At 53.3% G+C, this 26,876-nt stretch carries 24 protein-coding genes and 1 tRNA gene; 9 read left to right on the top strand and 16 right to left on the bottom strand.

Annotation, left to right across the window (positions count from 1 at the left end; translation table 11 throughout):
• Positions 1-40 precede the first annotated feature (40 nt).
• The 5 genes from LG200_RS00825 to LG200_RS00805 form a co-directional block, all read right to left on the bottom strand.
• A complete protein-coding gene (locus LG200_RS00825; RefSeq protein WP_226755707.1) occupies positions 41-1,084 on the bottom strand; it encodes a heme-dependent oxidative N-demethylase family protein in 1,044 nt (347 codons plus the stop codon).
• Between the two features lie 8 nt (positions 1,085-1,092).
• Complete coding sequence (locus tag LG200_RS00820) at positions 1,093-2,046, bottom strand: PDR/VanB family oxidoreductase (RefSeq protein ID WP_226755706.1); 954 nt, start codon at positions 2,044-2,046, stop codon at positions 1,093-1,095.
• Positions 2,043-2,639, bottom strand: a complete 597-nt coding sequence (locus LG200_RS00815; RefSeq protein WP_226755705.1) for a dimethylamine monooxygenase subunit DmmA family protein — start codon at positions 2,637-2,639, stop codon at positions 2,043-2,045. Before LG200_RS00815 ends, LG200_RS00820 begins: the two co-directional genes overlap by 4 nt.
• A 2-nt stretch (positions 2,640-2,641) precedes the next feature.
• Entirely contained in the window at positions 2,642-3,760 is a 1,119-nt protein-coding gene (locus LG200_RS00810) for an aminomethyltransferase family protein (protein ID WP_226755704.1), read from the bottom strand.
• Positions 3,761-3,976: 216 nt separating this feature from the next.
• The gene (locus LG200_RS00805) at positions 3,977-4,708 is read right to left on the bottom strand and encodes a type 1 glutamine amidotransferase (protein ID WP_226755703.1); all 732 of its coding nucleotides are present in this window, start codon (positions 4,706-4,708) and stop codon (positions 3,977-3,979) included.
• Between the two features lie 174 nt (positions 4,709-4,882).
• Between LG200_RS00805 and LG200_RS00800 the strand changes: the two genes are divergently transcribed.
• The 3 genes from LG200_RS00800 (at position 4,883) to LG200_RS00790 (ending at position 7,138) form a co-directional block, all read left to right on the top strand.
• Positions 4,883-5,518, top strand: coding sequence for a helix-turn-helix domain-containing protein (locus LG200_RS00800; protein ID WP_226755702.1), 636 nt, complete (start codon positions 4,883-4,885; stop codon positions 5,516-5,518).
• Positions 5,511-5,978, top strand: a complete 468-nt coding sequence (locus LG200_RS00795) for a GNAT family N-acetyltransferase (RefSeq protein WP_226755701.1) — start codon at positions 5,511-5,513, stop codon at positions 5,976-5,978. The genes LG200_RS00800 and LG200_RS00795 overlap by 8 nt, the downstream gene beginning before the upstream one ends.
• Positions 5,979-6,142: 164 nt before the next feature.
• Positions 6,143-7,138 carry a HEAT repeat domain-containing protein gene (locus LG200_RS00790; RefSeq protein WP_226755700.1) on the top strand — a complete coding sequence of 332 codons (996 nt, stop codon included), beginning with the start codon at positions 6,143-6,145 and terminating at the stop codon, positions 7,136-7,138.
• A gap of 73 nt (positions 7,139-7,211) precedes the next feature.
• On the opposite strand, the gene LG200_RS00785 is transcribed toward LG200_RS00790, so the two are convergent.
• On the bottom strand, positions 7,212-8,531 hold the full coding sequence (locus tag LG200_RS00785) for an ammonium transporter (RefSeq protein WP_226755699.1): 1,320 nt from the start codon (positions 8,529-8,531) through the stop codon (positions 7,212-7,214).
• An 11-nt stretch (positions 8,532-8,542) separates the two neighbouring features.
• A complete protein-coding gene (locus tag LG200_RS00780) occupies positions 8,543-8,881 on the bottom strand; it encodes a P-II family nitrogen regulator (RefSeq protein WP_226755698.1) in 339 nt (112 codons plus the stop codon).
• Between the two features lie 372 nt (positions 8,882-9,253).
• On the opposite strand from LG200_RS00780, the gene LG200_RS00775 reads away from it, so the two are divergent.
• The 4 genes from LG200_RS00775 to LG200_RS00760 all read left to right on the top strand — a co-directional run bounded on the left by LG200_RS00775 (position 9,254) and on the right by LG200_RS00760 (position 15,560).
• Positions 9,254-9,967 carry a response regulator transcription factor gene (locus tag LG200_RS00775; protein WP_226755697.1) on the top strand — a complete coding sequence of 238 codons (714 nt, stop codon included), beginning with the start codon at positions 9,254-9,256 and terminating at the stop codon, positions 9,965-9,967.
• 22 nt (positions 9,968-9,989) lie between these two features.
• Positions 9,990-11,654: a FecR family protein gene (locus LG200_RS00770; RefSeq protein ID WP_226755696.1), complete on the top strand. Its 1,665-nt coding sequence runs from the start codon at positions 9,990-9,992 to the stop codon at positions 11,652-11,654.
• Positions 11,655-11,671: 17 nt separating this feature from the next.
• The gene (locus LG200_RS00765) at positions 11,672-14,014 is read left to right on the top strand and encodes a CHASE2 domain-containing protein (protein WP_226755695.1); all 2,343 of its coding nucleotides are present in this window, start codon (positions 11,672-11,674) and stop codon (positions 14,012-14,014) included.
• A 121-nt stretch (positions 14,015-14,135) separates the two neighbouring features.
• A complete protein-coding gene (locus LG200_RS00760) occupies positions 14,136-15,560 on the top strand; it encodes a sensor domain-containing diguanylate cyclase (protein ID WP_226755694.1) in 1,425 nt (474 codons plus the stop codon).
• A gap of 77 nt (positions 15,561-15,637) precedes the next feature.
• Here LG200_RS00760 and LG200_RS00755 read toward each other — a convergent pair whose 3' ends face one another.
• The 6 genes from LG200_RS00755 to LG200_RS00730 all read right to left on the bottom strand — a co-directional run bounded on the left by LG200_RS00755 (position 15,638) and on the right by LG200_RS00730 (position 20,553).
• Positions 15,638-17,221: a sulfite reductase subunit alpha gene (locus tag LG200_RS00755; RefSeq protein WP_226755693.1), complete on the bottom strand. Its 1,584-nt coding sequence runs from the start codon at positions 17,219-17,221 to the stop codon at positions 15,638-15,640.
• A 3-nt stretch (positions 17,222-17,224) separates the two neighbouring features.
• Complete coding sequence (locus LG200_RS00750) at positions 17,225-18,223, bottom strand: FAD:protein FMN transferase (RefSeq protein ID WP_226755692.1); 999 nt, start codon at positions 18,221-18,223, stop codon at positions 17,225-17,227.
• Between the two features lie 6 nt (positions 18,224-18,229).
• A complete protein-coding gene (locus LG200_RS00745; RefSeq protein WP_226755691.1) occupies positions 18,230-19,024 on the bottom strand; it encodes a DUF4198 domain-containing protein in 795 nt (264 codons plus the stop codon).
• 20 nt (positions 19,025-19,044) lie between these two features.
• Positions 19,045-19,560 carry a DUF2271 domain-containing protein gene (locus LG200_RS00740; RefSeq protein WP_226755690.1) on the bottom strand — a complete coding sequence of 172 codons (516 nt, stop codon included), beginning with the start codon at positions 19,558-19,560 and terminating at the stop codon, positions 19,045-19,047.
• A 10-nt stretch (positions 19,561-19,570) separates the two neighbouring features.
• Positions 19,571-20,263, bottom strand: a complete 693-nt coding sequence (locus tag LG200_RS00735; protein WP_226755689.1) for a PepSY-associated TM helix domain-containing protein — start codon at positions 20,261-20,263, stop codon at positions 19,571-19,573.
• A 205-nt stretch (positions 20,264-20,468) separates the two neighbouring features.
• Positions 20,469-20,553 (bottom strand) — tRNA-Leu (locus LG200_RS00730).
• Between the two features lie 35 nt (positions 20,554-20,588).
• Between LG200_RS00730 and queA the strand changes: the two genes are divergently transcribed.
• Positions 20,589-21,617 carry a tRNA preQ1(34) S-adenosylmethionine ribosyltransferase-isomerase QueA gene (queA, locus tag LG200_RS00725; protein ID WP_226757266.1) on the top strand — a complete coding sequence of 343 codons (1,029 nt, stop codon included), beginning with the start codon at positions 20,589-20,591 and terminating at the stop codon, positions 21,615-21,617.
• A gap of 141 nt (positions 21,618-21,758) precedes the next feature.
• Entirely contained in the window at positions 21,759-23,372 is a 1,614-nt protein-coding gene (locus LG200_RS00720; RefSeq protein WP_226755688.1) for an inorganic phosphate transporter, read from the top strand.
• Here the strand turns inward: LG200_RS00720 and LG200_RS00715 are convergent.
• Genes LG200_RS00715 through LG200_RS00705 form a run of 3 tightly spaced genes read right to left on the bottom strand, consistent with a single transcriptional unit; the run spans position 23,369 to position 26,854 of the window.
• On the bottom strand, positions 23,369-24,490 hold the full coding sequence (locus tag LG200_RS00715) for a hypothetical protein (protein WP_226755687.1): 1,122 nt from the start codon (positions 24,488-24,490) through the stop codon (positions 23,369-23,371). The genes LG200_RS00720 and LG200_RS00715 overlap by 4 nt on opposite strands.
• 4 nt (positions 24,491-24,494) lie before the next feature.
• Positions 24,495-25,124, bottom strand: a complete 630-nt coding sequence (locus LG200_RS00710) for a lytic transglycosylase domain-containing protein (protein WP_226755686.1) — start codon at positions 25,122-25,124, stop codon at positions 24,495-24,497.
• Positions 25,121-26,854, bottom strand: a complete 1,734-nt coding sequence (locus LG200_RS00705) for a proline--tRNA ligase (RefSeq protein ID WP_226755685.1) — start codon at positions 26,852-26,854, stop codon at positions 25,121-25,123. The genes LG200_RS00710 and LG200_RS00705 overlap by 4 nt, the downstream gene beginning before the upstream one ends.
• Positions 26,855-26,876: the final 22 nt, after the last annotated feature.

Here is a 26,876-nt window from a genome sequence, read left to right as displayed (position 1 = left end):
CATACCAGAGACTACAAAGCCCCTCGTATTGTCCAGTGCCTTAATCAGGATGGGTGCCTACTGCAATTTCAGCGCCATCATCATGCTGTGACAGCCATGCCAGCACGGCTTCGTGATAAACCTTGATACCTTTATACTCCAGTAAATCAGGATGCAAACCCTTTAACACGCGGTGAAAGCGTTTGGCCCAGCGCGGATAAGTCGCCAGTTCCTCCAGGCTGATCAGGTAGCAGCGTATGCTGAACAGAATGGCATTGCTGCGCGGCAAACGGAACATGGTTTGCAGCTCCACGCGCAAATGGGCTTTTTCGCCCGCATTCTGTGGCGTAACCGTGAGCTTGGATGGACCCCACTCAGGAAAATGCTCGGGAGAGGTATCCAGGAGCGGGTTGATGGTCATGGTCCAGTTTAGCCTGCGTACCGGGCTGCCTTGTTGCAGGCTCATGAGAAACTTGAGCGCCCGATCCATGATGCCCATTTTTTCCACCTGCGGCACCGGCCCATGCCACTCATGCCATGACATGCCGATATCAAATGCCAGTGACCAGTCTGCCTGGCTGGTGATAAAACCGGCATCGGCAAACAGCGTACCCTCGCGCTGGTCCAGCAGCACAAAATCCCCCTGGGTCTGCCTGCCCATGTAATCAAAAGGCTCTAGCGGCAAGGTGGATGCATCACCAAAGACAAAGCTGTCTTCTATCTCCAGGGGACGGTTACGCCAGGTCCAGCGGTCGCCATCCTTGGCAAGGGTAAATAAGTGCGGATAATCACGGGCCAGGCTTTCCATGGTCAGTTCAAGGAAGTCCCACTGCGCATCCATCATATGCGGCAAGGCGGCATAACGGCCCTTGTCCTGCGCCAAGGTCAGCAATTTGTCCTCACACTCGGAGACATAGTGCTCGTCTATATCAAAGGCATGTTCAACAATGGAGCCTGGTGCACCAGGCTGATGCGGCTCGATATTGACCGAGTACATATATTGGTCTTCGGCAAACGGAAATGGAAAACGCCTGATGGCGGCAGGAGAGTTACGATAGGTGTAATCGTTGCGGAAGGTTTCGCGTTTATAGGCTAGATTATTCATGATTCACCTCAAAGATTGAGTTCTATAAAAGAGCACTTGGCCCTTGATACACAAGGCATGATCTTCTTGCCCGAACCTTTTTCTGCGTCGGAAAGATAATGATCGTGATGTTCTATCACGCCATCTGTCGCCAGCACCTCCAGTTCGCAACGCCCGCATGCACCACCACGGCAAAGGTACGGGGCATCTACGCCTGCCGCTTCCATGGCCTCCAGCATGCTGATCTCCGCACCTACCTCCACAGATTTCTGAGATTGCTTCAGGCGCAATGTGAAAGGCTCGCCAACTGGCGGTGCCAGAAACTCTTCATGATGGACATGGGCATCGGGCCAGCCCAGCTCATATGCCGTTGAGAGCAGCGCATCCACCATGCCAGCAGGACCACAGACATAGACATGCGTCCCCAGGGGCTGTTGGCTTAGCAGTGCTTGCATGTTCAAAACCTGGCCCTGGCTTTGGTCGTGACAAATCAGGTTTTTGCCCAGCAACCGCTTTAGGTAATCTACAAACCCGGCATGCTGTGGAGAACGAAAAGCGTAATGCAGCTCAAAATCCGCACCCGTACGCAGCAAGCCATGCACCTGGGACATAAACGGCGTAATCCCTATGCCCCCGGCCACCAGGATGTGCTTGTGCCCAACGCGTGAAATAGGGAACAGGTTCACCGGCCAGGAAATATCCAGGCTGCGCCCCACCTCGACCTGCTCATGCATAAACCTGGAACCGCCGCGTGATTGCTCCTGCAAGCGCACGGCAATCTGGTAATGACTACGGTCAGCAGGCGAACCCAGCAGGGAATAAGCATTGCGATAGGTACGATTGCCTGCAGGCATGGAGACCACCACATGGCTACCACCGGAAAATCCGGGTAATTCCCTGCCATCAGCCGCGACAAAAGTGAAATGGCGTATCCCGTCTGCGACCTGATCAATCGCAGAGACGATGACTTTGAGCGCGTTCATGGATAAATCTCTTCTGCTTCGGGCACATTGCCGGGCTCTTCGGCGTCAATCATCAACCCCATGTAAGCGCCAAGCCGGCGTGAAAAGTGATCACGCACGAATAGGTGGCGCTGACACCCTGAGCAGGCCGCAATATTGGTAGTCACGCCATGGGTCGTGGTCTTGCAATGCACACAGTAAACCGAACGCGCCAGCGAAGCTGGCTGCTCACGCATCACATCTGCATTCAGCACACCATGCCTGGCCGCCAGCGTTGTTGCCTGCCAGAGAAAATTCTCTGCACCGGCAGCATAAAGCCTGGTGCCCATGGTGGAATGCTGGAGAATATGTTCGAAACGCTGCCATAGCCCGGCTTCATCTTTGAACACTTGCAGCCCTGCTCCCAGCAACGTGGAGAGCGCTTGGCTGTAATCCGCCCCTGCCGCGGGCTGATAAAGAACGATGACTGGTTGATCTGGCAAACGCTGTTGATGTAAACGCAAGACGGACCGCCCGCCCTCTCCGTCAGCCACCAGCACATGGGCTTGTGCCTTGTATTGCCAGCTCAGGCTGTGATAGACAGGTTTACTCCTGATCCAGTATCCATGCTGCATGGCTAGACTCCGGCACGAGGATGGGTACGCAGGCGCAAGGGATCATAGAAAGGTGTCGGTGCCACATAGGCGTCACAACTGACCTGTTTGCCACTGACTTGGACAGCGGTACCATTCCCCGAATACTCAGGAGCGATATGGGCAAGGGCCAGTGACTGCATCAGGTAGCGGCTATAGGAGGCGCTGGTGATCACGCCCACCTTCTTGCCCTGATAGATGATATCCGCCCCAGCTTCCACTGCCACGGCTGAACGGCAAACCAGGCCCACCTGGTGAATGCGCTCCTTGCCCTTGAGGGCCAGTACAGCCTCCTTGCCGGTGTAACTACCTTTCTTGTCGAGATCCACCCCCCATCCCATATTCACTTCCCATGGGGTGGTGTCACCTTCCGGCATTTCAAACGGGAAGAACAGCAAGGCAGCCTCTATGCGTGTCAGCTCCAGCGAATTCCAGGAGGCAGGGATAACACCGGATGGTGTACCTACCTTGAGTATTCCATCCCAGATCAGGACAGCATCTTCAGCACGGCAATAGACTTCGTAACCAAGTTCGCCGGAGTATCCGCCACGCGCAATATAGACCTGCCTGCCGAATATGCTGGCAGGCTTGTGCTGGAAATACTCCAGGGATGCAAGGTCAAAATCCAGCAATGGTTTAAGCACTGCCAGGGACTTGGGGCCTTGCAATGAAAGAATGTGCGAGCCAAGATCGGGTTCCACCCTGACATCGAGTCCGGCAGACAACCGGGCAAGGTTCTCCTGCGTCTGCCCGCTGCCATGTGAAAGGCGGAATTCCGTGGCTGAATCGCGTATCACCATAATGTCATCACAGATGGCACCAGCTTCATTAAGCTCTGCGGCCAGCAATGAACTGCCCGGCTTGAGCCGGGTAATATCTCTGGCTACCAACTGGTCCACCAGCTTTTCCGCATCAGGGCCCGTGACATTGACAATATTCAACGCAGACACGTCATACAGACCCGCCTTGGAACGCACTGCCACCACCTCGTCATTCACATCTGAATCATAGCTCCATGGAATCGGCATATCATTCCAGGTCTCTCCATCCAGCCTTGAACCTAGGGCACGATGGCGTTCGTTCAGAATAGAGTTTCTTGACATATGCATATCCTTAAAATGATGTGATTTCAAGGCTAACGATAGTCAAAACGCGACACGGGGAAAATTCTCTCGAAGGTGTACTTCCAAGGGAGTACGTCCAGCGAGAGATTACTGCCAGCAGGATATGGGAAGCCGCGAGCAGACGGGGATCCAAAGTCACAATCAACGTGGCGTCGCTGCGCCCGCTCTTTTACTCAACCAGGATGAAGCACTGGATTACACAAGCTTCAAGCCTTTGATCCAACGCGAATAAACATGCTCGGCCAACCTATTGAGCTGCAGTATCTTTGCATCAAGATCAGTGAGAATCTCGGCGGCAGACTGGATTGCGGGCTGGGAAGATTGGCCTTCACCGTCCCCTTTCAGCTCATCTGGCGATAGGCTGCACCACTCACTTACCATGTCCGCCTGCATTTCGATGTGGCATTGAAAACCGATATGCAAGTCATCCACCACATAAGCCTGGTTGTCGCAATACTCGCTGCGCAATATGCGCACTGCCCCTTCTGGGATGGAGAAAGTCTGGTAATGCCACTGGAACAGGGCAAGCTCCCGCCATTGCCCCAGCCATTCCACTGCTTGAGGAGCATCGATGCTGAGCGCAGGGATCCAGCCGATTTCTGCCACGCGGCTATCCGTGATCTGTGCACCAAGTGCCTTGGCCAGTATCTGCCCTCCCAGGCAATGGCCAATCACCGGAATCTGGTTATGCACTGCTTCACGCACCAGCTCCAGCAATGGCGTCATCCACGGCAGGTGGTCGTTGGCGCTCATGGGGCCGCCCATCATGGCAACCCCACTGTACCTATCCAGGCTGGCCGGCAATGAATCGCCACGGTATATCTGCACAACATGCATGGCAATATGGTGACGTGCAAGGAAATCCGCAAGATAGCCGGGACCTTCAGATTCAGTGAATTGGAACACAATGACTGGTTGATTATTCATATATTAAAAATTAACTTTTTTTCTCAAAAAGAAACTTTAAGTGATTTAACCCGTCCATAAACCCGAAGTCAACCATTCCTAAAATTTACTATCAGGAATCTTTTGATAGTCCCTTTAAAAATCTTGAATTACACTGATACGCTAATCTGGCAAGCAAGGCACTCACGTTAAATAATGGCTGAAAGTACAAAAACTGCTGGCGCCCCGGCAGAAAACGATGCAAAACCTTTAGGGAAGCACCTGGGCAATATCATCAAGCAAATCCGGCAGCAGCATGGACTGACGATTGCAGAAGTTTGCGAACGTGCCAATATCAGCCGCGGCATGTTGAGCAAGATAGAAAACGGGCTGGTTTCCACCAGTCTGGATACCCTGGAGCAACTGGCCAATAGCCTGGGAGTGACCATTTCACGCCTGTTCCAGGGTTATAACCAGCCCACAGGCGGAGCGCAGTTGGTCAAGAGCGGCCAAGGCATGGAAGTCGTGCGGCGCGGCACCCGCAACGGTCACACCTATCATCTACTGGCTTACGACCAAGGACCAAAAAAACTGTTTGAACCTTTCCTGATCACTCTGGAAGACCCGGGTGAGGAGTTTCCTTCCTTTGAGCACGCGGGCACTGAGTTCCTCTACATGCTGGAGGGTGAACTTGGCTATCGGGTAGGGGAAGAAGTCTATTTGCTGCAACCGGGGGATTCACTCACTTTCCGCGGTGAAATTCCGCATCGCCCGGAAGTGCATGCCAAGCTGCCGATCAAGTTCCTCGCCATTATTCACTATGATCATGAAGAGCCTGCCGAGCATGAGTAACGCCAGCGGCGCAGTTCACATCGACAGCGCCAACCTGGAAGACATCCCTGCGCTCTGTGATTTGCTGCACCAGCTATTCAGCATAGAACAGGATTTCACTCCTGATCTGGAAAAACAGCGTGCCGGATTAACATTACTCATCCAGCAGCCGGATCGCGGCACCATCATGGTAGCTCGCGATGCAAAGGGCCACGCCATTGGCATGGTCAGCGCTCAGTTAGTCATCTCTACCGCCCAAGGCGCACCCTCGGCCTGGATAGAGGATATGGTGATAAACAGCGCATGGCGAAATAAAGGCCTGGGAAAATCCCTCCTACAGGCCATTCTGGATTGGGCCAGTCAACAAGGCGCCACGCGTGCACAACTGCTGGTGGACATGGACAATGCACCAGCGATTGCATATTACGACCACCTGGGTTGGCACACCACACGACTGCAAGCACGTTCGCTATTGCTATAACCTTCACGCCCCAATCTCCTGGGCTATCCAGCCGCACAGCCATCCCCTAGACTAGCGTTCGGTGATGCTCGCTACGATAGATTCCAGTGAGTGTTTTCTATACAAGCTCGGTATTGCCACAATAATTAAAAATCAAATTTTCCAGTTTTTTAAAGGGGATTTCCATGTCTGCGTTTACACGCGCACGCCTTGCTATGTCTGCAATGGCAACACTTCTTGTACTGTTATCCGGCTGTGCCCTCAATATGCCAGTGCCCGTCAAAGATCCAGCGACTTCCAATCTGGCGTACCAGCAACAAACAACCTCTGCCGCAGTTCAATTGACATTCCAGGATGAGCAGGCTGATGGTGACAAGAGTAAACTCTTGAGCGGCACCATTCCCATGAACATGATGTATCAAGGTAAATCCTTTGATGCCGTGCCATGGCTAGCTCGCCACACTGTCAGTGAAATGACGGCACGTGGCTTGCCAGTCAAACTAGCCAGCGCCGGTGATAGCAGCACTGCGGTATTGATCAAGCGACTGCATATTGAAAATCATCGCGTGAGTGGTTTCTCACCATTTGTGACGCTCACTTCCCTGCGGGCTGATGTGGTGACACCTCAAGGTACCAAGCGTGTCACTGCCTATATCAAACGAGGCAAGGTGCCGGTATGGAGCTTCGACGAAATTATCGATCCTACCTATAACGAACCACTGGCACTGGCTACCAAAGAGTTGGCCGCCAAGCTCAATCAGCGCCTGTTTGGGCAAGTGCTCAGCAATGACAATGTCAACCAGTTGATTGCCAAGATCAATCAAGACAGTGTCCGCGGTGACGCATATATGGATGTATACCAGCTGGGATTTAGTAACAATCCAACGGCCATCCCTGAACTGGTCAAGTTAAGCACTCACACCAATGAATATATCCGCTTAGCCGCCATTTCCTCGCTGGGTATCTTGCAGGCCAACGATCAATTTGACCTCCTGGCGAAAATTTATGAAACATCTTCAGGCCTCTGGCAAGATCGCGCTATGGCGTTGAAGGCCATAGGCGATCTTGATACGACACAATCACGCAGCTACCTGCAAAGCCAGTCAGCCAAGTATGAAAGTCGTAAAGACAAAGAAGCAGTATGGACCAAGGAAATCCTCAGCCTTTACCTGCAACCCTAATCATCTTCATCCTTAATGAAAAAGCCCGACCTGTATTACAGGCCGGGCTTTTAACTTTCTACTGCCAGACTATTTAACTGTGATAGGCACGTTCACCATGCGATGCGGTATCCAGGCCTTCACGTTCATCATCCTCTGTCACACGCAGACCGATGACCAAGTCCACGATCTTGAAGAGAATGTAGCTGACCACGCCGACATACACCAGGGTAAAGCCAACCGATACTGCCTGTACGTAAAGCTGGTGGCCCATGGTTACGCCCTCTTCGTAGCCAACGCCGCCCAAAGTCGGGGCCATGAAGATACCAGTTCCCAGCGCGCCAACGATACCGGCGATGCCATGGATGCCGAACACATCCATGGTGTCATCGTAACCCAAGGCAATCTTGAGCTTGGTGACAGACCAAAGGCTGATGAAGCTGGCAATGAAGCCAAGGATGATTGCACCCATCGGGCCCACGAAACCGCAGGCAGGGGTAATGGCAACCAAACCCGCAATTGCACCGGAAACTGCACCCAGCATGGAAGGCTTGCCCTTGAACAACCATTCGGCAAACACCCAGCCTATAACGGCTGCAGCAGTTGCCAGCTGTGTATTGACCACGGCAAGGCCGGCCGTGCCGTCAGCGGCGAGTTCACTGCCGACGTTGAAGCCGAACCAGCCAGCCCACAACAGGGAGCCACCTATCATGGTCATCACCAGGTTGTGTGGAGGCATGGCTTCCTTGCCGTAACCGATACGCTTGCCGAGCACCAGGGCACCCACCAAGGCCGCAATACCGGCATTCATGTGCACCACGGTACCACCAGCGAAGTCGGCTGCACCCATCTCACCGATCCAGCCGCCGCCCCATACCATATGCGCCATTGGCAGGTAGGAGAACGTCATCCACAAGGCCATGAACAACAGGACTGCGGAGAACTTGATGCGCTCGGCAAAACCGCCCACGATCAGCGCCGGTGTAATGGCAGCGAACGTCATCTGGAAAGTGACAAACAACAGTTCAGGAATCGTGCCCTCAAGGCTATCCGGGGTAATTCCGGCCAGGAAAGCCTTGCTGAGGCCTCCGATAAAGGCGTTGCCTTCGGTAAACACCAGGCTGTAGCCATAAACGGCCCACAGCACGGACAGCAACGAAAATGTCACCATCACCTGCATCAATACAGAGAGCATGTTTTTGGCGCGCGCCATGCCGCCGTAAAAAATGGCCAGCCCCGGCACCGCCATGATAATGACGAGCACTGTGGCCACGATCATCCAGGCAGTATCCCCGCTATTCAGCACTGCGGGCGCTTCTGCTGCAACCTCTTCTGCCATACAGGAGCCCGTTATGGCAAACATACCGGCGCCCAGAAGCCCCAGCAAGGTGGAAATAGATAAAAGTCGCTTCATGACATCCTCCGTTAAAGCGCATCCGAACCGGTTTCACCGGTTCGAATACGATAGGCCTGCTCAAGATCAAACACGAAAATCTTGCCATCCCCGATTTTTCCGGTGCTGGCTGATTGCTCGATTGCATCAATCACCTGGTCCAGCAAGCTTTCCTCGATTGCGACTTCCAGCTTTACCTTGGGAAGAAAATCCACTACATATTCGGCACCGCGATAAAGTTCGGTATGTCCTTTTTGACGGCCAAACCCTTTCACTTCAGTCACGGTAATACCCTGTACGCCGATAGCGGAAAGAGCTTCCCGCACCTCGTCAAGCTTGAACGGCTTGATGATAGCGGATATGAATTTCATACATGCTCCTTACATCAAAGTTTGTTGATCTTCGCCAGTTGTCCTGGCCCATAACGTTTATTACGTTGGAACAGGCGAACATCAGCAACTCTCATGCCACGGACACTTCACTTTATTTTTCAATAAGATAAAATCATTTACCAGCAATGCAATCCTCAAATCTATGGAATAATCTCCCATTTTTACGCACCAAAATAATTCACTGCACCAATGTTGTGCAATTGCTTATCAATGATGCAATTAACAATTGTTGACAATTCCCCAAGGGGAAAGCTAATACATTAGCCATAGTGGTGCATGCCGCATGGAAGCCATTCTTCCAGCAATGTCACCTTTGAACCGACAGACAAAAAAAGAAAAGAAAGGTGAGAGATGCGTTTTGCTGCTTTGGATGACGATAATTCAGAGCTGGAGTTGATTCAAAAAACAGTCACGGCACTAGGCCACGACTGCCACACGTTCAGCAACGGCAAATCACTGTTACGCTCCTTGCAGTACGAGACCTTTGATTTTCTGGTGCTGGACTGGGAGCTACCGGACACATCCGGCCCCGAAATTGTAAAGTGGGTGCGTGAAAACATTCAGGAAGCCGTCCCCATCCTCATGATCACCAACCGTAGCGATGAGCGGGATGTGGTACACGGGCTTACAGCCGGTGCAGATGACTTCATGAGCAAGCCCGTTCGTGTACGTGAGCTCATGGCGCGCATCAATGCACTGCTTCGCCGGCTTTACCCCAAGGCAACACAGCAGGAATTCACCTGGGGCAATTATCATTGCAATGTCGCTACCCAGACCTTCGAGCATAATGGCGCGGTATTGGCTTTAAAGAATAAAGAGTTTGAGTTGGCGCTGTTCCTGTTCCAGAACCTGGGACGCCTGCTATCGAGGCAGCACATTCAGGAACAAGTATGGGGAATGCAATCGGTAGAATTGCAAACGCGTACACTGGACACGCACATATCATCGGTGCGTACCAAACTGAAACTGCATCCAACCAACGGCTATCGCCTGACAGCCGTGTATGGTATTGGATATCGGCTTGAAGCCGATACACCGGAAATATTAATAAAAGAAGATTCATAGAGAATATATTTGCAGGGGTCACATGAAAGCCATCAGTCACAATCAATCAATTCGCCACGGACAAGTACTGTTCCTGATATCGTCAGGGCTTGCACTCACGCTCTCCGTCATGGTGGCTTTCAACGCAAGGGCCGAGACTATCAGCCACACCGTGGTCAATGGCGATAACCTGTACAACCTCGCCAACCAGTACCTGGGAGATGCCAATGCGTGGCGCCATCTCCAGAAACTCAATGGTGTACGCAATCCCTACAAACTGGAGCCGGGTAGCATACTCACCATACCGCGCATCGGTACCACGGTGAATGCCAGCTTTGTTTATGGCAAAGTCACCATCCTGGACGAACAGGGAAACCCCATTCGCCAAATTGAGCACGGCGAAAAGCTGGCCGAAGGCACCACCATCAGCACAGGTGACAACAGCTATCTTTCACTGGAGTTTGCAGACCAATCAATTGCCCGCGTCCTGGCCAACTCGACCATACGCCTGAACAGCATTAAAGAGGGCGAACAGCCGACTACCCCTCAACGCGTGATTTACCTCAAGCAGGGCAACATAGATGTCTCTGTCACGCCTGCACCCGCACGCAAACAACCTCATTTCAAGGTCATCACGCCAATGGCTGTAGCAGCCGTACGGGGCACCCGCTTTGTTATCAACACGCAAGAAGAAGCAATGACCAGCAGCGTGACGCAAGGACGAGTTGAACTGAATCACGCATCAGCACGCACCACCAGAGGAAAGAAAAAGAATACTGACGCGCTTTTGGCCGCTGGCCAGGGCGTAACTGCCAGCCTGACAGGACTGGGGACCGTACAAAACCTGTTGCCCGCCCCCACGCTGGACCACTTGCCGAGCAAACTCGAACAAGAAGAGCTGCTGAATTTTTCATGGCCTGCACTTGAAAGTGGTACCAGCTACAGCTACCGGGTTGCACGTGACGAAAACATGGAAGAAGTATTCCATAACGGCAACTCCAGCTCGCCTGAACTGCAGTTGCTTACATTGCCTGATGGCGATTACTTCCTGGGCATCCGTGGCCTTGATGACCAAAGCATTCCAGGCTTTGAATCCGTGCACCATTTCAATATCTACGCCCATCCGTCCAGTCCGCTATTGATTTACCCGCTGCAACAGCAGGCCATCACTGGCAATAGCCAGTTTTCCTGCACACCCGTTTTGAACGCCACTGCCTATCATCTACAGATCGCCAGCGATATGCCGTTTGAGCATATCGTCGTTGATGCCAATGACCTGAAAACTTGCAGTTACCAGGCTGAAACCCTGGCAGCGGGCAATTATTTCTGGCGTGTTGCCACCATTGTCCATGATGAAATCGGCAATACGCAGCACGGGCCGTTCAGCCAGGCCAGTGCCATCATTGTCGATGAAGACGCACAAACTGCAACCGCCTCTGGCAGCAAGGCATATTGGGTCAGCCAGCGTCCAGATATTCAGTACCATGCGCAGATCAGCAAGGATCAAGATTTCTCCAGCCTGGTCACAGAAAAAATCCTGGAAACACCGCAGCTGGATATTTCATCCCTGCCCGACGGACGTTACTACGTCAAACTGGCCACACAGCTTGAAAACGGCACCGGGCCATATTCTGATGCACGGATTCTTGAAGTCGAACATGTAGACAACGACTTTGACCGCACCTGGTACGACAAGCCCAAGCAATAGATATCCATACGGACTGCATGAAACCCTTCCCCCTGCTTACAGACAACCACCTGCGCAGCCAGGCATCCTGGTTGCTCATCTCCTTGGGGATACTGCTCCTGGTGGGGCTGCTGGCACCACAACGCCAATTACTCCAAGCCAACCATCTGGTTCAGGATTTTGTTACTGCCAAACAGCAACAGGAATTGAGTGACAAAGTCATCATCATCGCGATTGATGACGACAGCGTGCAATCACTGGGGCGCTGGCCCTGGCGACGCAGCCTGCATGCAGAGCTGATCAGGCGCGTCACGGCAGACCAGCCGGCCGCCATTGGCCTGGATATCCTATTTACCGAGGCCGATAGTCGCTATCCCGGGGATGACGATATTCTTGCAACTGCCATCCAGGAAAGCAGTGTAGTCACCCTGCCCTTGCTGATACAACAAGCCGGGCCAACCGCAAGCCTGCTGCAACCACAACCCATATTGGCACAAAGTGCTGCCAATATGGGCCACGTGCATATCAAGGTAGACCACGATGGCACGGTACGCTCGACTTATATTCAGGATGAAGTCAATGGCGCCCTGGTCAACCATTTCAGTATCGCAGTGCTCGCTACCGCCATGCATCAAGCCGATATCAGTGCAATGCTGACGCAACAGCCAGCTCCCAGCTTTATTCCCGGCAGCTCCAGCAGTTTGCGTGACCGTCACGAAATGCTTATTCCCTATGCAGGCCATACCGGCTATTTTCCGCGCATTTCCTACAGGGATGTCATTGAGGATAAAGTGGCGCCAGGCACCTTCACTGGCAAAATTGTACTGGTCGGGGCCACCGCTACGGGGATTGGTGATCAATATGCCACTCCTGTATCGGCTGAAGATCACCTGATGCCTGGCGTGGAAATTCTGGCCAACCTGGTGGAAGGCCTGCTCAGTGCGCGCGCAGTCAACCTTGCCCCAGACTGGCTGAATACGCTGTTCAATCTTGGGTTTGTCACTCTTGCACTGCTTGGCTTCAATGTGCTCAGCCCGCTGCTGGCCTTGTTGCTCACCATCACGCTGCTGTCATTGCTGCTGGTATCCACTTACGCCATTTCCATCTTCAGCGGACTACTGATGGCACCAGCAGCCGGCACTATTGGGCTGATCATGATCTATCCGCTCTGGAGCTGGCACCGCCTGGATACTGCCACTCGATTTCTGACGGCAGAATTCGAATCCTTCAAGAACCGGTCACATCTGCTGTTCGGCTCACAGAAAAGTCCACTCTTCAAGGATTTCCTGGACAGGCGTATCAGCGCCCTGGAAGGTGCGGCCAATGAACTGCAAAGTGTATACCGCTTTGTAACTGATAGCGTCAACGGCCTGCCTGACCCCACATTGATATGCGATACCGCGGGTATCGTCCGGATTGCCAACCATTCAGCAGCACGCTATTTTGAAGCTACAGATGCCGAAAGCCTGCACCAGCAGCAATTGACCCATCTGGTGGCAAATATCCAGAGCCCACAAGAACAACGAGCACTGATCACACCACTTACACTGCAAGAAATACCTACAAAACTCGAGGCTGAAGCACGTGACCTCAAACAGCGTGACCTGCTCATCAAGTTTGTTCCCTGCATGAACGCCGCTAACCAGCATATAGGCTGGATACTCAGTATTATTGACGTTTCCCAGCTTTGGCAAGCAGAACGGGATCGTGACGAGGCCTTTCGCTTTATCACGCATGATATTCGCTCACCACTTTCCTCCATCATTTCCCTGGTCGAACTACAGAAATTCAACCCTGGAGAAAACGAGGAGCGTCTGCTCAACATGATAGAAAAGCATGCAGACAATGCACTGGAACTGGCAGATAACTTTGTGCAACTGACACGCGCCAAATCTGGTAATTATCAACTGCACGACCTCAATCTGACAGACATGTTGCATGAAATGATTGATGAATTCTGGATCAAGGCATATTCGCGCGATATCACGATCAAACTGCAAGAAGCCCCCACCGAAGCACGTGCCATGATAGACCGGACCCTCTTCAAGCGCGCTATCGCCAACCTGCTGAGCAATGCCATCAAGTTCAGCCCGGACAGCACCAGCATTCTTTGCAGTATTACAAGGAGTGGTAACGACTGGAGGATATCCGTCAGGGATTTCGGCATTGGCATAGACAAGAATGCACAATCGCAGCTATTCCAATCATTCAGCCGGGTACATCAACAGAGCCACCCGCAGATAGAGGGAACCGGGCTCGGGCTGGCCTTTGTCCATACCGTGGCGATCCGCCACCAGGGGCATGCATATGTGGAAAGCGAGCCCGGACAAGGCAGCACTTTCTACATTACGATACCGCGCGTACAAGACAAAACTGTCTAAATCCGCAACGATCCAGCGCCACTGCAACTGTCAACAATTGTCAAAACCATATGCCTGGGCAGTACTGTCCTGCATGATTGGAACCCATAAATAACGTTTCAGTCATCAAGGGGTGGAGATAATGAGCTCCATATTGCATCAGGCCACATCTTCCAGACAGCTCTGGATTTCGCGCATACTTATGCTGCTGCTAGTTGCGGCAGCCCTGTTCATCATGCCGCATGCAGCAGAACCATGGCCAGCCATGGATGCATTCCTGCCTGCAATTGCGCTAACCGTCGCCTTCAGCGCCGCAATCACCTCGTACCTGTTACTGGTGCAGTTCAACATCCACAAGAAATTTTTCCTGATCCCATTGGCAGGCGCCTATGCATTCTATGGAATGGCAGCATTGATTGAACTGCGATTACAACCTGCAACCAATGCATCGCTCCTCACTATCGAATCCATCGAACAGCCAGCAAACTGGATCTGGCCATGCTGGCACATTGGCTATCCGCTATTCATTATCGCTGCCATGCTATTCCGCAAATATGGGGAACGCGCTATAGAACTCAACCGCCTCAGCCTGACCAAAGGCATGATGTTGTTCATGCTGGCACCTCTGTTGGGGATTATCATGTACATGGTGGCAGTGAGCTCTGGTCACCTGCTGTCTTCACTGGTGACGACTCACCCCATGCCGGACCCAGTCATTGAGATGATTGGTTGGGGAGCGTGGGTCGTGGCAGCCCTGACATTCTTCATGGTGCGGTATTGCGATGGTGATGACCATGTAATTACCACTTTCCTGTCAGTGTCGGCACTCGCCTACCTATGCCAGACCTCGCTGATGATGGTGGACAATACCCAGTTCAGCAACGGATGGTACATGGCAAAAATTCTCAGCCTGCTTTCCTCATCCGGTTTGCTTGCAGTCCTGATCCTGCAGATCAGTCGCCTTAATAGCGATCTGGCCGATGCGCACTCCCATCTTCTGGAAAAAGCCTGCAAGGATGGCCTGACCGGTATTTTCAACCGGGGTTACTTCGATGAGGTCTCTGCCACGGAGTGGCGTCGCGCTCAGAGAGTTGGGGGAGCGATATCGGTCATCATGCTGGATATAGACTACTTCAAGGATTTCAACGATAAATTCGGCCATCTCAAGGGTGACCAATGTCTGTGCAGGATTGCTAAAACCTTGCAGGAAAATCTGTTACGCCCTGGTGATTTCATTGCCAGATTCGGTGGAGAAGAATTCATTGTCCTGTTGCCAAACAGCACCCCTGAAGGCGTCAGGCTGGTAGCCGAGAAAATGCGCACTGCAATCTACCAGCTGAAAATACAATCGGTGTACGGCAGACCTATTTCGATCAGTGCTGGTTATGCCACATGGAAAGAATCCTATGAAAACCGCAGCATGAATGAACTGCTGGCCCAGGCTGACCTGGCACTGTATGCAGCTAAAAGCCAGGGGAGAAATCGCGTGGTAGGTTACGAGGAATTAATATGCAGCCGCTACATTGGCCGTAGCAAATACCACCAACAAATACCGGTTAATGTATAAGTTTTGCATGCCTGACATCCGTCCAGCCCCCGCTCTGTCTGGGTCAGGCATGCCTTTTTATTCAAATCGACACAGGCCTAATAGATATCGCGTCGATACCTGCCAGCTACCGTCATGGCAGTGAGCATAGACTCACCCAGGATATCTGTCAGGACATGGTGCACAGCTGGCGCCATTCCTGTAGCACTGCCACACACATAAACCGCTGCTTGCAGATCCAGCACCCAACGCCTGATTTCCGCCGCTTGTACTGCCACGGCATCCTGTACATAACGCATGTCGGTCTGATCACGCGAAAACACGGTATCCAGCCTGCTCAGCACTCCTTGCCTCTGCCAGTTGCTTAAATCATCAGCAAAATGCAGGTCATGCAAGGCATTGCGCTCCCCGAAAAACAACCAGTTCTGATGATGATTTTTAACCACACGCGCCTTGAGATGCGCGCGCAAACCGGCAATGCCGGTACCATTACCGATGAGGATAAGCGGGACATCGCTTGCTGGCGGATGAAATCCTGCATTTTCCCTGATGCGCAGGGCGACAGGCCCGCCATGCTCTACATATTTTGTCAGCCAACCCGATCCCAGGCCCAGCCTGCCATCCGCATAACTGGTTTGCCGCACCAGCAGTTCCAGCTGTCCATCCTCCGGCAATGAGGCAATCGAGTACTCACGATGCGGCAATGGCTTGAGCTCTCCTACCAGCGCCTGTACATCCAGTTGTTTCAAAGCCTGCAGGGCAAGATCGTCATGCGGTAGCAAACATTGACTCAATATCTCACTGAGCATTTTGCCTTCCACTCGTGTTTCTCCTGCCAGGCCCAACTTCCGTAGCACAAGCTCCACCTCATTGGGGGAGTTACGCGGACCAATCTCGGCAATATCTCCCGCCTGCCAACTGACATCAGGCTCAGTCGTGCTCAGTGCCAGGTGGTATACGGGGGCACCTGCGCTACCCGGGTTCAAGTGCTGTCGCTGCACCAAGCTCCACTCCCGGTAATGAGGTGCCTGCCAATCGAGAATTTCATGATTATCCGCAAGCAGTCCCAGCTGGTATTGCCAGTGGCGTAATGCACCCGCGTCGCCATTGTCCACCTCAATCAGGTCAAACAGGGGCAGGGCATGTACATGCTGCAGCCAGCCATCCAGGCGATGGCCAAATCCACAGTAATTGGCGTAACTGCTATCGCCCAGGGCCAAAATACCATATTCCAGGCTAGGCAAGGAAAGCTCCTGACTCATCAGGTGCTGCAGGAACACGACGGCATTATCCGGCGCATCCCCCTCGCCTGTGGTACTTACAAGGAATAATGCACGGCGGCATTGTTGCAGCGTAATGGCATCCAGTTCATTCAAGGACAGGCTGTAAGCCGACGTTCCTGCTCCCCTCAGTGTATCGACAGTCTGTTGTGCAAGCTGGCGGGCGAACCCGCCCTGACTGGCATAGGCTACCAATATGGCTTGTGGAGGTATAGCAGCTGAGTGTTCATCAGCTTGCGAACATGCCTTGTGACGTTTATATATCCAGGCACACAACAGGAGATAGGCAACAATAATAGAAAGTGCCGTCACCCAGCGGTTGAATGCGAGATTGTTGACCGCAGCATGGGCGTGACCGACAAGCAGGAAGCTCCCAATGAGTTGCATCAGAAGATGAACCATCTCTTACTCCAGCATTTCTGCCAATGCCGAGGAGTCATGCGCTGACACTTTCCCGTCTTCATTGACAATAAACAATGCCGCAATGCTATGGGTTTCTGCGTAGGCCATGCCCCGATGCAGACCCATCACAGTCAGCGCAGTTGCCAGAGCATCCGCTTCCATGCAGCTTGACCGCAATACCGTCACAGAAACCGGTGCATGCGCCACCGGATAACCAGTTTTTGGATCAATAGTATGTGCATAGCGGATGCCATCATGCTCGAAATAACGCCGGTAATCACCAGAGGTCGCTACGGACAGGCCATGAAGGGCTACTACATTCTCATCCAGGCTGGATTCATGCTGGGGACGCTCCAGCGCTACCCACCAGGGATGACCATCAGGCTTGATGCCCTGGCCATGGAGCTCACCTCCCACCTCTACCAGGTAATGCTCCAGCCCTAAGCCACTTAAAGCTGCCACGACCTGATCTACGCCATAACCTTTGGCAATGCCCGAGAAATCCAGGTAAAGGCCTCCTGTTTGCAACACACGTTGACTGGCATGATCAAATTGCAATTTTTGCCAGCCGCAGAGATCAAGCCTAGCCAGGATATCTACCTCAGCGGGTGGCTGTGTCGCCTGGCCATCAGGGCCGAATCCCCAGAGATTCACCAGGGGGCCAACAGTGGGATCAAAGGTACCATCCGTGCGTGCCGCCACTTCAAGCGCTTTTTGCAATACTGTGGAAAAGCCTTCTGGCAAGGAGTGCCAGCTTCCAGGCTCGGCAAGATTGAACCGAGTGATGACGGAATGCTCGAGCCAAGTACTCATTTCATGGTTCACCTGGTCAAGCGCTGCCTGTATGGCATCAGACACCTGCTCGGCAGGCAAGCCATCTACATCAACATAGCGCACAGTCCAGGTAGTGCCCATGGTATGGCCGCTCAAGCTCGCAATACGCCCATCCGGCAACTGGCGTGGAACATCAGCCAGTTGCGGCGGTATCAGGACACGACGCATGCTTATTTAAGGCAATACTTCCAGTGTCAGCACATAGGCCAGGCTACGCTCCTTGGCCTGCTTGATGCTCACCTTGTTATCGCTGTAATCAGCGTCCAGCCAATACATGCCTGCTTCCGGTAGAGTGACGGTAATATTGCCATCCTTGTCAGATTTGAATTTCTGCCCGCTCTTCTGGTCACGGTAACGCGTCTGCCCCTTGACCACTTCCACTTCGACACCTGCCGTCGGGGTACCATCAACAAGGAACTGCAGGGTCAATGGCTCACCAGCCACCAGGTCATTCGGATGCGTGGATGCCACCACTTCCAAGCCACGGCCACTGGTTTTCAGCTTGCTTGGCGATCCCACGGTGACAAAGGTTTCCAGCCGATTCGCTATCTCTGATACCTTGAGCTCCGCGGCGCTTTCGGGCACTTGTTTGGCAAAATCCGCTGCCTTGCCCATAAAACGCTTGGATTGGCCGCCCTCTTTCCATGAGGCACGCACCCCTTCCCGGTAAATGGCAAGGCGATAAGTGCCTTTTTGCTCGAAATTGGCGTCAAAGGTGGTTCGCAACTCACCCTTTCCCACATTGACAGGAGCCACTCGGCTGCCATCCGGGGCAATAATCTGCAGCTCATCAATTGCCAATGGTCTGTGGTTGAAATGGAAAGGGTCGTTAGACACGGCGGCATCAAAGGTGACAAACTGCGGAGCAGAAAGCACCGTGCTGGAAGGTAATATCCAGTAGCCATGGCCATAGGCCGCCGTTGTCATCATCCCGGCAGTCATTGCCAGCACTGTCATCATTCGTTTCATATCATGTCATCCAGTCAAAATCAGGGTTTAATATCCAGGCTTATGGTACCAAGCTCATGCTCACCACTCGCATTCAGCGATGTCGCCTTAGTCACCGGCCAAGTAAAGGGAATGCGTACCAGTTCACGATCGCCTTTTTCACGGGCAGCCTCCACCACCAACCGGTACTCGCCAGGGGCAAGCTTGTTCAACGGCGCCTTGCCTTCAGTATATGAAAGCGTGTGCTCACCTACAGGTTTGGTTGCACCAGACACTCCATCCAGCGGCATCTCCAGATCCCTGCCGCCTTTGCGCCACCATTGGCGAATATCCTTGAGCCACTTGGTGCCCTTGCCCTCTCCCTTATCCTTGCCGTACCACACCGAAAGCGTGGTCGCGATATCCTGATTGGGCGTTTCAACCCATATCGCCACATATGGACGATGATATTCTGCCGCATTGATGCGCGGCACCGTTACTTTAACATCCAGTCCGGCGGCATGGCTGGCACCGGCAAACAAGGCCGCCAACAAGGCCGGAATCACTGCAAGTCGCATCAACTTCTCCTTAATGAATAAACAATATCACTAGCAACAATGGCAATACCATGCCAAGCGCAACCAAGGGCCAGGTAAAAGGCCGGTTGCCCGCATGCATATGCAGCAGACACAAGCCTGTAATGGAAAACACCAATGCCATGACAGAAAACACATCAAGGAACCAACTCCAGGCAAGCCCTGTGTTACGCCCCTTGTGCAGGTCATTGAAATAAGACACCCAGCCACGCTCGGTCAACTCATAATTTAGGTCGCCACTTTCACGATTGATCACCAGCCAGGCGTCACCGCCTGGGCGTGGCATGGAAACATAGACCTCATCCTCTGACCATTCCCCGGCTACCTGCTCCACTTCAACACCGAGAGCGCCTGCCACCCAGTCGGCCAAGGTCTTGGGCAATGGCGCATTCTCCGCTTCTTGCTTGCGCAGCTGCGGCAACAATAATGCCGGCACTGTCGCCTGCTTCTTTGTTACAACGGCATTACCTTCGATCCGGCCGGCGTTATTCAACGTCAACCCTGTTGCGGCAAAAAGCAGCATGCCGATCAAGCAGATCGCCGAACTGATCCAATGCCAACGGTAGAGATGTTTAAGCCAGAATGAACGGTTTTTTTGAGACTGTGTGTTTTGCATGAAATCATGGCGGTGCGTCAGCAGAGCCCACCAAATGAGAATTGCTCTCACTATAGCAAAAAACCGCATGACAAGGCAGGGTGTTGCTTAAAAAACTCTGGCATACCATCAACACGGATGGCAGGCGTCACAAGCCTTGGCATATACACAAAAGAAAAGGGATATTAAGAAAAGCTCCGGTATAATCCGGCTCCAGCCGTTGAGCAAATATCAGCTAACGCTGGGATTTTAAAGAGAATAACCAGGAAATTTTTGAAGAATACTATCTAGATGATGGTGCCGGGGGGGGGACTCGAACCCCCACACCTTGCGGCGGCGGATTTTGAGTCCGCTGCGTCTACCAATTCCGCCACCCCGGCAACAAGTCGGGCATTATATAGCAATCCTTATGACTATGCGTACTACTGATTTCAACTTTTTATTACCTGATGAATTAATTGCCCAATTTCCAGCCAAGGAACGACATGGGAGCCGCCTCCTCCACTTGGATGGCAATACGGGAAATCTGCAGGACAAAGCCTTTCTCGACCTGCCTAACTTACTGAATCCAGGCGATTTGCTGGTATTCAATGACACCCGTGTCATCAAGGCCAGGTTGCACGGTGAGAAGCTCAGTGGCGGCAAGGTTGAAATCCTGGTGGAGCGCGTACTGGATACACATCATGCGCTCGCTCATATAAAAGCCTCGCGCTCACCAAAGCCAGGCAGTCGCCTGCTGATTGCTGGTGAGCTTGAGGTTGAAGTCATCGCGCGGCAAGATGATCTCTTCCATCTGCGCTTTGACAACGACAGGCCATTGCTGGAGCTCTTGGATCGATACGGGGCGCTACCCTTGCCACCCTATATTACGCATAACGCAGATGCGACTGACGAAGACCGCTACCAGACCGTTTATGCGCGCGAACCTGGTGCGGTCGCTGCGCCCACTGCGGGCCTGCACTTTGATGAAGCCATGCTGGAAGAACTGCGCAACCGTGGCATCAACATCGCCTATGTCACATTGCACGTTGGCGCAGGTACCTTCCAGCCTGTACGGGTAGATGATATCTCGGAACACAAGATGCACAGTGAGCTTTATTCCGTGCCAAATGAAACCGTGACACTGATTCGCCAGACCCAGGCGGCAGGCGGCAAGGTGACGGCTGCTGGCACCACGGCTTTGCGCGCACTGGAAAGCGCCGCAAAATCGGGAGAACTGATAGCCGGACAAGATGAAACCGATATATTTATCACTCCTGGTTATCGCTTTCAGGTAGTAGAGCGCCTGTTCACCAATTTCCACCTGCCCAAGAGCACGCTGCTGATGCTGGTATCGGCTTTTGCAGGATTTGAGCACATGCACAAGGCCTATGAACATGCAGTGCAACAACGTTATCGTTTTTTCAGCTACGGCGACGCCATGCTGATTGAACGTCAGAATTAATCCATGTTGCTGGATAACAAGCCCGGCAGCCTTGCCAGGACATGCTCGTCAATTATCAAGAAAATCCCTGCCTGACATATTCACAAATATGTCATAATTCGCACGCATAATGCTGGCACGACCCAGTACAGACCATACAGAATGAACATAAACAGTCACGTTCTAGATCACAACCAGCACGCTCAAGGGCGTCCAGACCTCCACAAAAAGTCCGGCATTTTCACCAAGATCCTGTTTTTCGGCGTGTTACTGGCCGGACTGCTGTTTACCGTTTTCAGTGTCAGCTCTGACATGACAGAAGCTGGCACCACCAGCAAAACCTGGCTGCCATTCATCTTGTTAGGCGTGGCCCTCCTGATTGCCCTGGGGTTTGAGTTCGTCAATGGCTTTCACGATACCGCCAATGCGGTCGCCACCGTGATATACACTCACGCACTGCCCGCCAACGTGGCTGTGATCTGGTCGGGCATTTTCAATTTCCTCGGCGTCATGGCCTCAAGCGGTGCCGTGGCATTCGGTATCATTTCCCTATTGCCTGTTGAGCTCATCCTGCAGGTCGGCTCGGGCGCAGGCTTTGCCATGGTATTCGCCCTGCTGATTGCCGCCATTCTCTGGAACCTGGGCACCTGGCTACTGGGATTGCCCGCCTCATCCTCCCACACGTTGATCGGCTCTATCATAGGCGTAGGCGTTGCCAATGCACTCATGCACGGCCGCGATGGCACCAGCGGCGTGGATTGGGCACAGGCCACCAAGGTCGGATATTCCCTGCTGCTTTCACCGCTGGTTGGCTTTATTGCCGCCGCGTTGGTATTGATCACCTTGCGCGCCCTGATCAAGAACCGTGAACTGTTCCGTGAGCCCAAGGGCAACAAGCCACCGCCTCCATGGATACGTGGCCTGCTCATCCTCACCTGTACTGGCGTATCATTTGCCCATGGCTCTAATGATGGCCAGAAAGGCATGGGGCTGATCATGCTGATTCTGGTTGGCACCGTACCAATGGCTTATGCCCTCAACCGCACCATGCCCGCAGACCAGGCTGTACAATTTTCTGCAGTGGCACACGTGACCCAGAATGCCCTGATCAAGGCCTCGCCAAATCCCGCACCCGCCCAACCGCTTGACACCCTGTCCACGTATATCCGCACCAAGGAAGTCACAACAGAATTGTTGCCCGCACTGGCTGCCGTCGCAGGCAATATCGGCAGCCAGGTTCGAAGCTACGGCAGCCTCTCCATGGTGCCTGCCGATGCTGTCGCCAACGTGCGAAATGATATGTACCTGACTTCCGAAGCCATCAGGCTAATAGACAAAAATCCCGCCATCATCCTGGATGAAGATGCCAAGGCCAACCTCATGGCTTTCAAGAAGGAAATCGACAAGGCCACCAAATTCATTCCACTGTGGGTGAAAATTGTCGTTGCCATTGCACTAGGCCTGGGAACTATGGTGGGCTGGAAGCGCATTGTGGTGACGGTGGGTGAGCGCATAGGCAAGACACACCTGACCTATGCGCAAGGCGCATCAGCTGAAACTGTCGCCATGCTGACCATAGGCGCGGCCGACATGTACGGCCTGCCGGTCTCTACCACACAGGTGCTTTCCTCCGGGGTGGCAGGGACCATGGCCGCAAACAAGTCAGGCTTGCAGGTATCCACTATACGCAACCTGCTCATGGCCTGGGTCATGACCCTTCCCATGGCGATGCTGCTTTCCGGCTCACTTTACTGGCTGTTTTCGCAATTCATTTAAGTATCAGCCAGACCGGTATTGGCGATGATAAAACGCGCTGCTTCTTGATTGCCGGTGGCTTCCACTGGGGTTGGCTTGGGCAATGCCAGCAAGTGCTGTAGCTCCGCAGCAAAATCCCCTTTCAGCAAAGCCTGCTCCAATAATTGACGGCATAGTCCATGCTGCTGCAGCCAGGTAATCAGGCAATCCTGCTCTGGCCAGCCATCCCGCTCAACATACAGCACTGGCACGCCATGACAGGCAGCCTCGACAAAGGTGCCATATCCAGGCTTGGTGAGCACCAGGTCGCAACTGGCCAGGATGTCGGAAAAATTCTCTCCCAGGCTTTCCGTGACATGAAAATCCTTGCGCTGCAGGCCACGCAACCAATTTTCCGGCAATAACCACTGGACATTTTCCAGGGCAGGAAAATGATCCGGACGGATATCGGTACTGATTCCCCCCATGCTCACCAACACCAGGTGCTGCCGGGTGTGTTGACTGAGGTTCAGTGTATTGAATATACGAGCGCGCTGCGGACTGGCCAGATCAGCCACAGGACCACACTCATGGCACTGGGCAAGCCAGGGCATGGTCATGGCAGGCGTGGTGCGCAAGAATGTGTGCACACCGGCATACGCATGTCGTATCTGTTGCAATACTGCCTGGATTTGCGGCCTATTCCCTGCGTAGTGTTGCAGCACATCCGCCCAATTAAGCGAACATATGGCAAACGCTGTAATCCCTAACTGCCTAGCTGCAGCCAATGGCAAATAAGCCACATTGCTGAGAATGGCATCCGGCTCAAGCATTTCTATCCAGGCCACCTCCTGAGCCACCTTCCGGTCCCAGTCAGCGTGAAACTCCAGATAGGCATCCACACTGGCATCCGTGTCCACCTCAAGGGCAGACTGCATCAACATGCCGAAATCAGCAACTCTCTGAATATAGTCAAATCTGGCAAATATGCGTGATCTGAGGAATTGTTCGGGAACTGCACTACAAATAGTCAATCTGGTAGCAGGGGCCAATAAAGCCAGCTGATTGAGAACCGGGGCCACTTGTGCCACATGTCCATAGCCATGCCCGGAAATGTAAACCAGCAGGTGCTGGCCCTGGGTCACCGAGATTCCGGCCATCGCACTACTTCAGTGCCGCTTCACTGACTGGCCTCAACGGCGGCCGATAGGTCCAGGACTTGCGCCAGGCGCCTACCACCAGGTTGGGGTATTGCGGCTGCCCAAGGCTACCGTTATAGCGGCCCAGTGCACGGTAAAGATCACCTTTTTCCACATCAAGATAATGGCGCAGTATCGTGCAGCCGTAACGCAGGTTGAGGCGCAAGTGAAACAGGTTATGCTCGCTGGAACCTATGCTCTTGACCCAGAACGGCATGACCTGCATATACCCCCGGGCGCCGACTGAAGAAACTGCGTATTTATTGAAAGCACTCTCGACCTGGATCAATGCCAAAACCAATTGGGGGTCCAACCCGGCGCGAGTGGCTTCATAATTGACGGTCCGCAGAAAATCCTCACGAAACCTGTCGTCAGGGATGCGCTTTGCCAATCGTGCCGACATGGCATTGAGCCAATCCTGGCCTTCAGCCTCACTGGCAAATACCATGCGCGGTGCCGCACTATCGCTGATTGAGCGCTGCATCAGTGCCCTGACACTGTTTGAAAGCGGCTCTTCCCTTTGTGCGCCAGCCATCACGCTACCCGCATTCACAAGTAGCAAGCAGGCAAGAAGGAAGTTGACCGCCTTATTCATTGGGCCGTTTGCAATGCCTGCTTAACCACGCCGATAATCTCTGCCAGCCCAATATTCTGGGCTGCAGCATCAGTACGCGCCTGGTACTCAACCAGTCCATCCTTGAGGCCACGGTCGCCAATCACGATGCGATGCGGAATGCCGATCAGTTCCATATCGGCAAACATCACGCCGGGGCGCTCCCTCCGGTCATCCAACAAGACATCCACGCCTGCAGCCCGCAGCTCGGCATACAATGCCTGCGCTGCTGCCTGCACGGCCTCACTCTTATCAAAACCGATAGGTGCAATCACCACCTCAAAAGGAGCCATCGCCTTGGGGAAGATAATGCCGCGCTCGTCATTGCCCTGCTCGATCGCAGCGCCGACAATGCGTGAAACCCCTATGCCGTAACAACCCATTTCCATCACTTGTTTCTGGCCGTTCTCATCCAGGTAAGTTGCGTCCATTGCCGCCGCATACTTTGTACGCAACTGGAAGATATGGCCAACTTCAATGCCGCGACAAAGATTGATGGCGCCCTTGCCATCCGGGCTCGGATCGCCAGCCACCACATTACGGATGTCAGCCACTACCAAGGGCTCCGGCAAGTCACGGCCAAAATTGACGCCAGCCAGGTGGAGCTTGGGCTTATTGGCGCCGCAAACAAAATCACTCATGACGGCTACAGAGCGGTCGGCAACTATCTTGACCTTATCGGAAACTGCGACCGGGCCGATAAATCCGGGCGGGCAGTTGAGATGGTCTCGGATTTCCTGCTCGGAAGCGAAACGGAAGTTCTCCAGGCCGGACACCTTGGCGGCCTTGATTTCATTCAGCGTATGGTCTCCACGCAACAGTAACAGGTAGAACTGGGTAGCACCTTCCGCACCTGTAGCAATCAGGGCTATGGACTTCACAGTCTGCTGTAGCGTAATGCCGAGTAGAGCCGCCACATCCTCACAACTGGTCTGCCTGGGCGTATCCACCTCGTGCAGGGTTTCTGTCGCGGCAGCGCGTGCCTGCGCAGGCGCCAGCGCCTCTGCCAGCTCCACATTGGCTGCGAAATCAGAATCTTCGCTATACGCCAACGCATCCTCGCCAGAATCAGCCAGCACATGGAACTCATGCGATCCGTCGCCACCTATTGCGCCAGTATCGGCACGCACGGCACGGAACTTCAGGCCAAGGCGGTTGAATACATTGCTGTAAGCCTGGTACATGGTCTGGTATGTCTGCTCCAGGGATTCCAGGCTGGTATGGAAGGAGTAAGCATCCTTCATCATGAATTCGCGCGCGCGCATCACGCCGAAACGGGGGCGGATCTCATCACGGAACTTGGTCTGGACCTGGTAGAAGTTGAGCGGCAGTTGCTTATAGGAGCGGATTTCACGACGCGCAATGTCGGTGATCACTTCTTCATGCGTTGGCCCGAAGCAGAAATCACGCTCGTGGCGGTCACGAATCTTGAGCATCTGGGGGCCAAATACCGCCCAGCGACCGGTTTCTTCCCACAACTCCTTGGGTTGCACCGCAGGCATCAGAAGCTCTAGCGCCCCGGCGCGATTCATTTCCTCGCGCACGATCGCCTCTACCTTGCGCAAAACGCGCAAGCCCAGGGGCATCCAGGTGTAAAGGCCCGAGCCCAGCCGTTTGATCAGGCCGGCTCGCAGCATCAGCCTATGGCTGGCAAGCTCGGCTTCTTGTGGCGCTTCTTTTTGTGTTGCTATGAAAAACTGTGACGCACGCATGTCTTGGATTCGTTCTTTAAAA

It is taken from the genome of Methylobacillus caricis (assembly GCF_020532705.1).
GTDB classification, from domain to species: Bacteria; Pseudomonadota; Gammaproteobacteria; order Burkholderiales; family Methylophilaceae; genus Methylobacillus; species Methylobacillus caricis.
This window is presented reverse-complemented; position numbering and strand designations above follow the sequence as displayed.

What these genes read in the sequence shown, in the direction of transcription:
- LG200_RS00825 (WP_226755707.1), bottom strand. Translation starts at nt 1,084, where the DNA reads ATGAATAATCTAGCCTATAAACGCGAAACCTTCCGCAACGATTACACC.
- LG200_RS00820 (WP_226755706.1), bottom strand. Translation starts at nt 2,046, where the DNA reads ATGAACGCGCTCAAAGTCATCGTCTCTGCGATTGATCAGGTCGCAGAC.
- LG200_RS00815 (WP_226755705.1), bottom strand. Translation starts at nt 2,639, where the DNA reads ATGCAGCATGGATACTGGATCAGGAGTAAACCTGTCTATCACAGCCTG.
- LG200_RS00810 (WP_226755704.1), bottom strand. Translation starts at nt 3,760, where the DNA reads ATGTCAAGAAACTCTATTCTGAACGAACGCCATCGTGCCCTAGGTTCA.
- LG200_RS00805 (WP_226755703.1), bottom strand. Translation starts at nt 4,708, where the DNA reads ATGAATAATCAACCAGTCATTGTGTTCCAATTCACTGAATCTGAAGGT.
- LG200_RS00800 (WP_226755702.1), top strand. Translation starts at nt 4,883, where the DNA reads ATGGCTGAAAGTACAAAAACTGCTGGCGCCCCGGCAGAAAACGATGCA.
- LG200_RS00795 (WP_226755701.1), top strand. Translation starts at nt 5,511, where the DNA reads ATGAGTAACGCCAGCGGCGCAGTTCACATCGACAGCGCCAACCTGGAA.
- LG200_RS00790 (WP_226755700.1), top strand. Translation starts at nt 6,143, where the DNA reads ATGTCTGCGTTTACACGCGCACGCCTTGCTATGTCTGCAATGGCAACA.
- LG200_RS00785 (WP_226755699.1), bottom strand. Translation starts at nt 8,531, where the DNA reads ATGAAGCGACTTTTATCTATTTCCACCTTGCTGGGGCTTCTGGGCGCC.
- LG200_RS00780 (WP_226755698.1), bottom strand. Translation starts at nt 8,881, where the DNA reads ATGAAATTCATATCCGCTATCATCAAGCCGTTCAAGCTTGACGAGGTG.
- LG200_RS00775 (WP_226755697.1), top strand. Translation starts at nt 9,254, where the DNA reads ATGCGTTTTGCTGCTTTGGATGACGATAATTCAGAGCTGGAGTTGATT.
- LG200_RS00770 (WP_226755696.1), top strand. Translation starts at nt 9,990, where the DNA reads ATGAAAGCCATCAGTCACAATCAATCAATTCGCCACGGACAAGTACTG.
- LG200_RS00765 (WP_226755695.1), top strand. Translation starts at nt 11,672, where the DNA reads ATGAAACCCTTCCCCCTGCTTACAGACAACCACCTGCGCAGCCAGGCA.
- LG200_RS00760 (WP_226755694.1), top strand. Translation starts at nt 14,136, where the DNA reads ATGAGCTCCATATTGCATCAGGCCACATCTTCCAGACAGCTCTGGATT.
- LG200_RS00755 (WP_226755693.1), bottom strand. Translation starts at nt 17,221, where the DNA reads ATGGTTCATCTTCTGATGCAACTCATTGGGAGCTTCCTGCTTGTCGGT.
- LG200_RS00750 (WP_226755692.1), bottom strand. Translation starts at nt 18,223, where the DNA reads ATGCGTCGTGTCCTGATACCGCCGCAACTGGCTGATGTTCCACGCCAG.
- LG200_RS00745 (WP_226755691.1), bottom strand. Translation starts at nt 19,024, where the DNA reads ATGAAACGAATGATGACAGTGCTGGCAATGACTGCCGGGATGATGACA.
- LG200_RS00740 (WP_226755690.1), bottom strand. Translation starts at nt 19,560, where the DNA reads ATGCGACTTGCAGTGATTCCGGCCTTGTTGGCGGCCTTGTTTGCCGGT.
- LG200_RS00735 (WP_226755689.1), bottom strand. Translation starts at nt 20,263, where the DNA reads ATGCGGTTTTTTGCTATAGTGAGAGCAATTCTCATTTGGTGGGCTCTG.
- queA (WP_226757266.1), top strand. Translation starts at nt 20,589, where the DNA reads ATGCGTACTACTGATTTCAACTTTTTATTACCTGATGAATTAATTGCC.
- LG200_RS00720 (WP_226755688.1), top strand. Translation starts at nt 21,759, where the DNA reads ATGAACATAAACAGTCACGTTCTAGATCACAACCAGCACGCTCAAGGG.
- LG200_RS00715 (WP_226755687.1), bottom strand. Translation starts at nt 24,490, where the DNA reads ATGGCCGGAATCTCGGTGACCCAGGGCCAGCACCTGCTGGTTTACATT.
- LG200_RS00710 (WP_226755686.1), bottom strand. Translation starts at nt 25,124, where the DNA reads ATGAATAAGGCGGTCAACTTCCTTCTTGCCTGCTTGCTACTTGTGAAT.
- LG200_RS00705 (WP_226755685.1), bottom strand. Translation starts at nt 26,854, where the DNA reads ATGCGTGCGTCACAGTTTTTCATAGCAACACAAAAAGAAGCGCCACAA.